Origin of the sequence: Aureibaculum marinum, assembly GCF_003813905.1 — a bacterium.
Lineage (GTDB): Bacteria > Bacteroidota > Bacteroidia > Flavobacteriales > Flavobacteriaceae > Aureibaculum > Aureibaculum marinum.
The window spans coordinates 1-10,876 of sequence record NZ_RPFJ01000098.1 but is presented as its reverse complement, the minus strand read 5'-3'; the positions used below and the strand labels follow the sequence as shown (position 1 = coordinate 10,876).

The window sequence follows — 10,876 nt, the reverse complement described above, 5'->3', positions numbered from 1 at the left end:
ACAGAAGCTATCATGTATTTAACTTCTTGTTAAATATACATTTCCTCATCATCATTATTTTTAGTTTTTTTAGTATCGGTTGTTTGCTCTGGATTTGATTCTGCTATTGGTGGTTCTTTTTTAAACAAGTCCATTATAGCACCAGATAAATTTTTAATAATATCAGATGCAACAAAAGTTTCATAAACTTCAGTTTCCATACCTATTTCGGCGGTTTTTCCATGAAGATAAACTCCCAGTAGAGCGGCTTCAAAAGGATGGTATTTTTGAGCAATAAGCCCGGTAATAATTCCAGTAAGAACATCTCCACTACCTGCCGTTGCTAATGCAGGATTCCCTGTTGAATTAAAATACAACTCACCTTCATGAGCTATAGCTGTAAAGGCCCCTTTTAAAACCACAATAATTTTATGCTTTTTAGCAAATAGACGTAATTTTTCTAATTTATCATAATCATCTTTCCATTTACCAACCAATCTTTCAAACTCTTTAGGGTGTGGCGTTAAAACAGAATTTTCAGGAATCAATTCAATTAACTTCTTATTTTTTGATATGATATTAATAGCATCTGCATCTATCACTAATGGAATTTTATTCGTATTTAAAAACTTTTTAAATCCATTGGCTGTGGTAGTTTTTGTTCCCATTCCCATTCCAACACCTATTACACTTGGCAGCACTTCAAAGTTAAAATTTTGCAATTCATTATCTCCATCAACTTCAACCATTACCTCTGGAATTGAAGTTTGCAAAATTTCATAACCACATTTTGGTATGTGAACAGTTACCAATCCGCTTCCCATTGTTAATGCTGCTTTTGCAGAGAGCGATACTGCTCCAATTTTACCAAAACTACCGCCAATAATTAATGAATGACCAAAATCACCTTTATGAGAAAATTTATCTCTAAAACGATAGATAGGCTTAATTTCTTCTTTAACAAGCAAATAATTAGAGGTTTTGGCATTGTAAATATATTCCTTATCTAATCCTATTTCTAATACTTCCCATGTTTTTGTATAAATTCTATTTTCTGGTAATAAAAATGCTAATTTAGGACTCTGAAAAGTCAACGTATGATACGCTTTTATAACAGAATCTTTATCTGTTACAGCTTTTTCAGCAAACAAACCCGAAGGAAAATCTATAGATAAAACATAAGCATTAGAGGCATTAATATGTTGTATTACCTTTTTAATAAAATTCTCAGGCTTTCTACTTAAACCTAAACCAAAAATAGCATCAACAACCATGTCATTTTCAGATATTTCTGGCAATTCAGTTTCACAAGTAATCATATCTGCCCATACCCCAATTTCTTTTAATCTATCATAGTTTTTAAGAAAAACATCAGAGCGTTCATTTCCACAATTAATTATGTTCGTTTTTACATTGTAACCGTACTGTTTTAAATGTCTAGCAATAACTAAACCATCTCCTCCATTATTTCCTGTACCACAAAAAATTTGTATATTAATTTGACTTCCTTGTAATCTAGCATGTATCCATTCAAAACATAAAATACCTACGTGCTCCATCAAATCGATAAAACTTATGTTCTTATTTTTTACTGTGGCGGCGTCTGCCTCGTATAATTGTTTAACTGAAAGTATTTTTGGCATTACAAATTATCTTTATCTTATAAAAATAAACAACATTTTCTAAATTAGAAATAGAAAATGTTGTTTATCTGTTAAATTTTATTTGTTATTCTATTAACTATCTAATTCCAGAAAACGGAATAAAGAGCTACTAAAATTATCATCACGGCAAAAGCCCCTATATTAAAAACTGGATCTGTTTTAAACAATCCTTTAAACAATGTAATTCCTTTAGAGTCATCTTCACCTTTATTTTGGAATAAACTTACCAGAATAATTACAATCATTGTTAAAATACAAGTATATCCCATTTGATTCATAAAAGGAATGTCAACAAAAAGTGAACTTGTTGACCATCCATTCGGAGCCACTTTAAAATACATAGCAATTGGTATAGAAGCTAAAGCACCTATTATTGCAGCTTTATTTGTTGTTTTTTTCCAAAATAGACCTAAAATAAATACAGCTAATATACCAGGACTAACGATACCAGTATATTCTTGAATGAATTGAAATGCTTGATCTAAATTACCAAGTTGAGGAGCTAATAATGCTGCTATCAGTAACGCAACACCTGCAGAAATTCTCCCCATAGTTACTGTACTTTTATCATTAGAGCTTTTATTTATATATTGTTTATAAATATCCATTGTAAAAATAGTAGAAGTAGAATTTAGCATTGACGCTAGAGAAGAGACAATAGCAGCCGCTAAGGCAGCAAATGCTACTCCTTTAAGGCCTACAGGTAAAAACTGTAACAACCAAGGATATGCCTTATCTGCTTGTTCTAAAGAAGGTAAATTTTTAGTACCAGCTACACCTAAATTTGCCATAATTTCAGGGTCATTAACCATAACATAAGCAGCAATACCTGGAATTACTACAATTAATGGAATTAATAATTTTAAAAATGCCGCTAATAAAATCCCTTTTTGGGCTTCTTTTAATGATTTAGCAGCAAGAGTTCTTTGAATAATATATTGGTTAAACCCCCAGTAGTATAAATTTGCTACCCACATACCTCCAACTAATACAGCAATACCTGGTAGGTTTTCATATTCAGGGTTTGATTTGTCTAATATCATAGCAAAACGTTCTGGAACCTCTTCATAGATTGTTGATAACCCTGCTACAAAACCATTTCCACCAGAAACTGTATCCAAGGCCAAATAAGTGGTAACCAACCCTCCTAAAATTAAAAATACAACTTGAATAACATCTGTCCAAGCCACAGCTGACAACCCTCCATAAAGAGAATAAGCTGCAGCAAAAGCCGCTAAACCTATAACACCATAAACCATAGGTATACCCATGATTGTCTCTAAAGCCAAGGCTCCTAAATATAATACTGTGGTAAGATTTACAAATACATACAAAGCAATCCAAAAAACAGCTAAAATGGTTTTAAGATTTGTAGAATAACGTTTTTCAACAAATTCTGGAATTGTATACAACCCTTTTTCTATGAAAATAGGTAAGAAAAATTTACCTACAATAAGTAGAGTAAGAGCAGCCATCCATTCATAAGAAGCAATGGCTAAACCAGAAGCAAATCCTGAACCTGACATTCCGATAAATTGTTCTGCAGAAATATTAGCAGCAATTAAAGATGCTCCAATTGCCCACCAAGGCAAAGATTTACTAGCTAAAAAATAATCTTCTGCATTCTTTTGATGCCCTTTTTTATCTCTTGATACCCATAACCCTACACCTAAAATAAGAAATGCATAAGCTATGAATATAAAATAATCCCAAAAATCGAAATGTGCGGTCATAATTCTATTAATATTATTAGGTTAATTGTAGTACAAATATTGCAATTTTTATCAAGAAATCCTTAAAAAAACACATGAATAATTAAATTCTAATAACAAAATTTACATTGTATTATTACAATAATTATCTTTAAAAATTTCAAGTTTAAATTTTACTCTTTATTTTTTTTATTTGAATTGTTTCACCATCTAAAATTGTCTTCTTAAAAAAGTTTAAAACATTATCTAAATCATAAAATGGAATTCCTGCCATTTCATGCATCCCTCCTTTTACAACATAAAAATAATAAGATGTTTCTAGTTCGTTTAATTTTCTTATTATGGTATTAGAACCATCTAACATAAAGTATCCTGGCTTATTAGTATCGCAATAGTGATGTGGTGCCGTTCCAAATGGGACTAAATTATCATCTGTGCCATGAAACAATACAGTAGGAATTGAATTATCTTTGGTAATATAATTGGCATTTACAACTGCTCCTGCTAATGAAAAAACTCCAGCAAATTGAACCGTTTTATATTTTTCTAAATCTTGAATAAAATGCTCTCTCATAAAAACAGCATTTAAAATTGCTTCTGCTCCTGCACTGGATCCTCCTGCAATTATTTTACTAGAATCTATCTTAAATTTTTCTTTATTCTTAACTAAAAACAAGGCTGCATCCATATAGTCTTCTACTGCTGCTTTAAAGGTATTATTTTTTTCTTCTTTAGGACAATCACAGCCAAAACCAGTCAATGTTCCTTTTCGCGTCAATCGATATGAAATTGAAACCCCAACAACCTTATGTTTAGTAACGTACTCAGCTAATTTCTGTTCTGAAGGATTATCTCTAGTACCGCCTCCAAATCCGCCTCCATGCATCCACAACAATACTGGAAATGCATCTGTAGTTTTAGATTTTTTAGGTAAATAGACATCTAACATCAAAGTATCTGTACCTTTAATAGCATATGTATAGGTAGTTTTAGTTTGTGCATACGATGTACAAAAAAATAAAAAAGTTAGTAAAGCTACTATAGTTCTCATAAAATATGAATTCAATTGGGTTTCTTTTAATTATTCATTTTTAATTTGTAAGCTCTTTTTATTTTTTAAGTATAAAACTGTGTTTAAACTCAAAATCAGACGAACTTGCAATACCAATTTCAAATTCTCCAGGTTCAGCAATAAATTCCAAATTACTATTATAAAATTTCAAATCTTCTACTGATATAGTAAAATTAACTGTTTTACTTTCTCCCTTTTTAAGAGCAATTTTTTTAAATCCTTTTAATTCTTTAACTGGACGTGTTACACTACCAACTTTATCTCTTATATATAACTGAACCACTTCTTCTCCATCATAATTTCCTGTATTTGTAACCGTAACACTTGCATTTAGTATATCAGAAAAAGATATTTCTTTTGTAGATAATTGCAAATCGCCATATTCAAAAGTGGTATAACTCAATCCATATCCGAAAGGATACAGCGGTTCATTTTTTACATCCAAATAATTACTTCTGAATTTTTCGAATTTTCCTTCTTTATTTCCTATTGGTCTTCCTGTGTTTTTATGATTATAGAATATAGGAACCTGTCCTACATTCATAGGAAAAGTAGCGGTTAATTTTCCTGAAGGATTAACAGCTCCAAATAAAACATCTGAAATGGCTAAACCTGCTTCACTTCCTGGAAACCACACGTTAAGAATGGCAGGGACTGTCTTATGCTCTTCTACTATTGCTAAGGGTCTTCCTGTAAATAACACCATAACCACAGGCTTGCCTGTTTTTAATAACGCTTTTAATAAATCTTTTTGAACTTGTGGCAATTGAAGGTTTGTTACACTACTACTTTCTCCACTAGATTCAGCACCTTCACCAACTGCAGCAACAATAACATCTGCCTTAGATGAAATTTCAATGGCTTCATCTAATAATTCTTTATCACTTCTTCCGTCTCTTGGTATTTCTTTACCAAACATAGTGACACGTTTTTCCATTTCTAAATCGTGATGTAAATTACTTCCTTTAGCATAAAGAATAGTTGCTTTATTCCCTACCACAGTTTTTAGACCTTCTAATAAAGGAATAGATTTTTCTTGAATAGTAGCCACACTCCAAGTACCAGCCATATTTACGGCTGTATTAGCTAATGGGCCAACAAGGGCTATAGTTCCTGATTTTTTTAAAGGCAATACCTGGTTTTCATTTTTAAGTAACACCATAGATTCTGCACTGGCTTTTCGAGCAAAATTTCTATTTTTATCAGTAAATACTTCTTTTTTAGCACGATTTATATCACTGTACATATATGGGTTATCAAACAGTCCTAATTTATATTTTGCTGTAAGTATTAAACGAACCGCATTGTCTATATCATCCATACTCACTTTACCTTCTTCTAAAGATTTTTTTAACGTTGTTAAAAATCCTTCTCCTACCATATCCATATTACTACCTGCTTTTAAAGCCATCGCGGAAACTTCTTGCAAATTACCCATACCATGAGCAACCATTTCATTAATCCCCGTATAATCTGTGACAACAAAACCATCGAAGCCCCAATCTTTTCTAAGCAAATCTGTAAGCAACCATTTATTGCCAGTTGCAGGAATTCCATCAATTTCATTAAAAGAAGCCATTACTGAACCAACACCAGCATCTACTGCAGCTTTATAAGGCGGTAAATACTCGTTATACATTCTAATTCGACTCATATCAACAGTGTTATAATCTCTACCTGCTTCTGATGCCCCATATAAAGCAAAATGTTTTACACAAGCCATAATAGTATTATTTAGGCTTAAATCATCGCCTTGATACCCTTTTACCATAGCTTCAGCAATTTTTCCTCCAAGATATACGTCTTCACCTGAACCTTCAGAAACCCTACCCCATCTTGGGTCTCTAGAAATATCAACCATTGGAGAGAAAGTCCAGTTAATACCATCTGCAGAAGCTTCTTGAGCAGCTATTCTTGCTGTTTTCTCAATCAAATCCATATTCCATGAAGATGATAACCCTAATGGAATAGGAAATGTAGTTTGATATCCATGAATTACATCCATTCCAAAAAGTAAGGGTATTTTTAAGCGGCTTTTTTCTATAGCAATTTTTTGAATTTCATTAATACTTTCTGCTGATTTTATATTAAAAAGACCACCTACTAAGCCTTTTTCAATTTTACTACCAATATCAGAATTTGTTGCTTGTCCTGTGGTTATTTGTCCTGCACTTGGTAAGTTTAATTGCCCTATTTTCTCATCTAGAGTCATTAACTTCATTAAAGAGTCAACACGAGCGTCTATAGATAATTTAACTTGAGTGTTTACTATCTTTTGACCTTGACAAGATGTAAAAAGAGAAGTAATAATTATAAAAAATAAAGTGTTTCTTAAGTTTAATAATTTCATTTTGTTTAGTTTTTCTAATGAAACAGTTCTAATAATTTACAGGACTGACAGTAATTTTATTGTTTTTTATTTGAAAATAACCAAGAAAGTAATTCAGGTTCTGCAAAAGCAGCATCCCAACTATTATGATTGGCTTTACTATACAAATTAAAATTTGGTTTACCTCCATATTTTAATAATGATGAAACCATATTAACTGATAATTGAGGATTTACAACATTATCTTCAGCTCCATGAAATACCCACATTGCTGTGTTTTTTGCATAACTTTTTGCTAATTCTGGATTTCCTCCACCACATATTGCAAATGCAGCTGCAAATAAATCTGGTTTTCTACTTAACAATTCATACGTACCCATGCCCCCCATTGAAAGACCACCTAAGTAAATTTGATTTTTATTTATATATGAATTTTTAACCAACTCATCTAAATATCGCATTACCAAATGCATTGGTTTTGAAGGTTTAGCTTCTTTGGGAAAATTTATTGACAAAGGTTGAGTTGATCGGTCTATTTCAACACTAGCCCAATATTCATTTTCTTTACACTGAGGAAAAACTACAATAGCTGGATACTTTTGTATGGAGTCTTTAAATAATTTACTACCATGAACGAGTTGTTTTTCATTATCATTACCTCTTTCTCCAGCTCCATGTAAAAAAACGACTAAAGGATAACTCTCCTCTTTATTAAAATTTTGAGGATATAATACTCTTAGTTTTAATGTATCTGTACCTTCTACAAGATATTCTCTAACATAATCTTGCTTTTGTTGAGAAAAAATTGTCGTAGAAATAAGTGAAATTAGTAACAATAATAAATTTTTATATTTCATAATTTGTATTTTTTAAATTTAGATTAAATTTAATAATTTTTAAGGATACAAAGGTTCTAATTCTTTATTGTTTAATAACTAAATCCTAATTTATCTAATCCTTTTTTAATATCATCATTTTGCATAAATAGACTCCATAACAACCCTGTTCTATAATTTTCTATCATAATAATCTGAGGACCTTGATCTATGGCCAAATATGCCTTTGCCACCCAGTCATATTCGGGACTAAAAGCATCATAAAAACCTGCTTCCCCAAATAATTTATCCTTATTTTTATAAAAATAATGCATTGCCTTTAATGACTCTTTAGGTGTATAAGGTATTGAACTAATTGCTGCTGTTGGAGAAATAACTCCACTATCATTATCAGGTTTATGTGCCTTATATCCAATACTTCCATCTGCATTTCTGGTATAGCTAGCCGTTAACCCCCAACAATTTTCACCATACCCTTTAAATTGTTTTGGATTTTCTAAACAGTATTGATAATTAATATTAGAATGACTTACGTTCAATTGCCAATAATTGCCATATTGATCTGATAAATTTTTAGGATTTAATCCCAAAAAAGAATAATGTGCAAAAAATAAAGGACCTCCATATTGAGAAGCTCCTACATGGTTTAAAACTAAAGGAAATCCATACTGAGTAACTGTTGATTTTATAGCTCCATTCATAGCCCAACCTGCATCATAAACCTCTTTTGAAATACTATATTCAGGCGATGCGGCAGCTAAAATATAGGTTATTAGGGTTTCATTATGTCCGTTTAACTTGAGATTCATATCAAAACCATAATTAGGACTCCAATGCCAAAACAAGGCATTTGTATCATTGGTATACCAGTTCCACTCTACCCCTTTCCATAATTCATCAGCCTTTAAAGCGAGTAATTTTTCCGTTTCACTTCCATTTTTAAAATACTCTTTAACACAGAGTAACCCTTGTGCCAAAAATGCGGTTTCTACAAGGTCTCCACCATCATCTTTAGTACTAAATGGTTTTACTTTTCCTGTATTTCCATCTAACCAATGAGGCCAAGCCCCATGAAAGCGGTCTGCATTATCTAAAAATATAAGTATTTTTTCTATCCTCTCAACAGCTTCTGACCTTGTAACATACCCTCGTTCTATGCCTACTAAAATTGCCATCAATCCAAATCCAGTACCTCCTGTAGTAACTGTATTTGCATCATGGTATGGGTCTTCTGGAAAATACCGTTCTCTGGCAGCACCAGAATTAGAATGAGCAACATTCCAAAAGTATTTAAATGTTTCTTTTTGGGTTAACTCAAGTAATTCTTCATCAGTAATTGTAACATCAGAATTTACTGGCTCAGGAGGTGTGTATAAATTATCCTTTCCACAAGAAGTAATAATGACCGCAATTGTTAAAATGATGAAATTTAATTTTATATCAAATTGCATATGAACAAAGGTTTTATTAAAATTTTATAGTTACTCGAGATATGGACTCGTAAAACCTAATTTTTTTAATCCGTTTTGGACTTCTTTATTTTTCATAAATAAATTCCACAATAATCCTGTTCTATAATTTTCTATCATTACAGGAATTGGACCTTGATCAATTGCTAAATATCTTTCTGTTTTCCAATCACTATCTAAAGCAACAGCATCATAAGGGCCATATTTACCTATATATTCAGGCATGTCTTTATACAAATGTCTTAACATTTTCATACTTTCTTTAGGTGTATATGGAAACGATGATAAAGCGGCTGTAGGAGAAATAACTCCTAAATCATTACTTGGGTTATGACCTGCATACCCCTCTGGAGAATAACTAGAGGTAAAACCCCAAAAATTTTCACCATATCCCTTATAATTTTTAGGATTATCAACTGCATATTTATAATGAATCATTGCATGGTTTCGATTCAATTTCCAGTAATCACCATAACTATCTTTTAACCCTTTCGGATTTAAACCTGTATAAGAATAGTGTGCCCAAAACAGAGGACCAACAGGAGTTCTACCATCTGGATAATGATCTAATTCAGTTTCTAAACCATAAAAAACTGTATCTTTGGTTATATTACCATTTCTTGCCCAACCTTTATGATATACTTCTGGTGTAATGGAATGTTTAGGTGAACCTGCAGCCAATACATACATGATTAAAGCTTCATTATATCCTTTTACAGGAAAATTCATTTGCCAATCATATTCCGGTGACCAATGCCAATACAATACATTTTCACCTTTTGTATACCAGTCCCACTCAACTTCATTACAAAGTTGCTCAATTTTAGCTACTAACTGTTTTTCTGATTCATTTCCTTCTCTAAAATATTCTGCAACAGTCAATAATCCTTGGACCAAAAATGCAGTTTCTACCAAATCTCCACCATTATCTTTTTTACTAAATGCTAATACTTTTCCAGTTTCTCCGTTAATCCAATGAGGCCATGCACCATGAAAACGATCTGCTTTTTCAAGAAAATTAACAATTTTTACATATCTATTAAAAGCATCTTCTCTTGTAATAAAATTTCGTTCAACACCTACTAAAATAGCCATAAGCCCAAAACCACTACCTCCTGTGGTTACTGTATTTTTGGGTGAGGTAGGATAAACATTATCCATATGAATACGCTCACGAGCTAGCCCTGAATTAGGTTCTGCCCCTTCCCAAAAATAATTAAATGTTTGCCTTTGTATAAGATTTAATAACGATTCGTCTTCAGCTGTAAGATTAAACTCTTCTGTTTGTTTTTTTTCTTTAGTTTTGGCATCTGGTTTATTCTTTTCTGTACATGAAAAAATCAAAACGCTAACTAAAATTATAATATAAAAATGGTTGTATGTTTTCATTGGTAATCGTGTTATTGTACTGGGCATCTCTTGAATTGTCTGTACTATTATAATTTATTATTTTTACAGAAGAGACCTAATAAACCCCAGTACAGATAAAAAGATTCTATATTAATTTTGACTACAATATTTGTTTTCTAATGAATTAGTAAACACATTTTAAATTTTAGCTGCACTCAATTAAGAATGCAGCTAAAAAACCATCCCATCCAGGTTTTAGTTGGAATGGCAATTACTAACTCAAAATAATTATCTTCTACATTATAGCTTTAATCTCTTCAGCGGTCAATGCTTTGTCATAAATATATAATTCATCCATTTGCCCTTTTTCAGTTTTATGACTCCATCCTGAGAAATTAGGGTCTCCTGACATTATTACTAAATCTCCTACATTACTCCAATCTATTCCTGGAAAATCACTTTCTC

Annotated in this window: 7 protein-coding genes; all 7 read right to left on the bottom strand. The window is 31.7% G+C overall.

The genetic code is table 11. The features are described 5' to 3' along the window. Nucleotides 1-29 precede the first annotated feature (29 nt). Nucleotides 30-1,622, bottom strand: a complete 1,593-nt coding sequence (locus tag EGM88_RS15100; protein ID WP_123899248.1) for an NAD(P)H-hydrate dehydratase — start codon at nt 1,620-1,622, stop codon at nt 30-32. Nucleotides 1,623-1,723: 101 nt separating this feature from the next. Then, entirely contained in the window at nt 1,724-3,376 is a 1,653-nt protein-coding gene (locus EGM88_RS15095; protein WP_123899247.1) for a sodium/sugar symporter, read from the bottom strand. Between the two features lie 145 nt (nt 3,377-3,521). Then, entirely contained in the window at nt 3,522-4,406 is an 885-nt protein-coding gene (locus EGM88_RS15090) for a carboxylesterase family protein (RefSeq protein ID WP_123899246.1), read from the bottom strand. Between the two features lie 58 nt (nt 4,407-4,464). Next, nucleotides 4,465-6,777, bottom strand: coding sequence for a beta-glucosidase BglX (gene bglX, locus EGM88_RS15085; protein WP_123899245.1), 2,313 nt, complete (start codon nt 6,775-6,777; stop codon nt 4,465-4,467). 56 nt (nt 6,778-6,833) lie between these two features. Beyond that, entirely contained in the window at nt 6,834-7,613 is a 780-nt protein-coding gene (locus EGM88_RS15080) for a carboxylesterase family protein (protein WP_123899244.1), read from the bottom strand. A 71-nt stretch (nt 7,614-7,684) separates the two neighbouring features. Continuing rightward, on the bottom strand, nt 7,685-9,043 hold the full coding sequence (locus tag EGM88_RS15075; protein ID WP_123899243.1) for a glucoamylase family protein: 1,359 nt from the start codon (nt 9,041-9,043) through the stop codon (nt 7,685-7,687). Between the two features lie 30 nt (nt 9,044-9,073). Continuing rightward, on the bottom strand, nt 9,074-10,450 hold the full coding sequence (locus EGM88_RS15070) for a glucoamylase family protein (protein WP_123899242.1): 1,377 nt from the start codon (nt 10,448-10,450) through the stop codon (nt 9,074-9,076). Nucleotides 10,451-10,876 lie beyond the last annotated feature (426 nt).

Excerpts from the sequence above, each read along its gene's own strand:
- EGM88_RS15100 (WP_123899248.1), bottom strand. The coding sequence starts at position 1,622 with ATGCCAAAAATACTTTCAGTTAAACAATTATACGAGGCAGACGCCGCC.
- EGM88_RS15095 (WP_123899247.1), bottom strand. The coding sequence starts at position 3,376 with ATGACCGCACATTTCGATTTTTGGGATTATTTTATATTCATAGCTTAT.
- EGM88_RS15090 (WP_123899246.1), bottom strand. The coding sequence starts at position 4,406 with ATGAGAACTATAGTAGCTTTACTAACTTTTTTATTTTTTTGTACATCG.
- bglX (WP_123899245.1), bottom strand. The coding sequence starts at position 6,777 with ATGAAATTATTAAACTTAAGAAACACTTTATTTTTTATAATTATTACT.
- EGM88_RS15080 (WP_123899244.1), bottom strand. The coding sequence starts at position 7,613 with ATGAAATATAAAAATTTATTATTGTTACTAATTTCACTTATTTCTACG.
- EGM88_RS15075 (WP_123899243.1), bottom strand. The coding sequence starts at position 9,043 with ATGCAATTTGATATAAAATTAAATTTCATCATTTTAACAATTGCGGTC.
- EGM88_RS15070 (WP_123899242.1), bottom strand. The coding sequence starts at position 10,450 with ATGAAAACATACAACCATTTTTATATTATAATTTTAGTTAGCGTTTTG.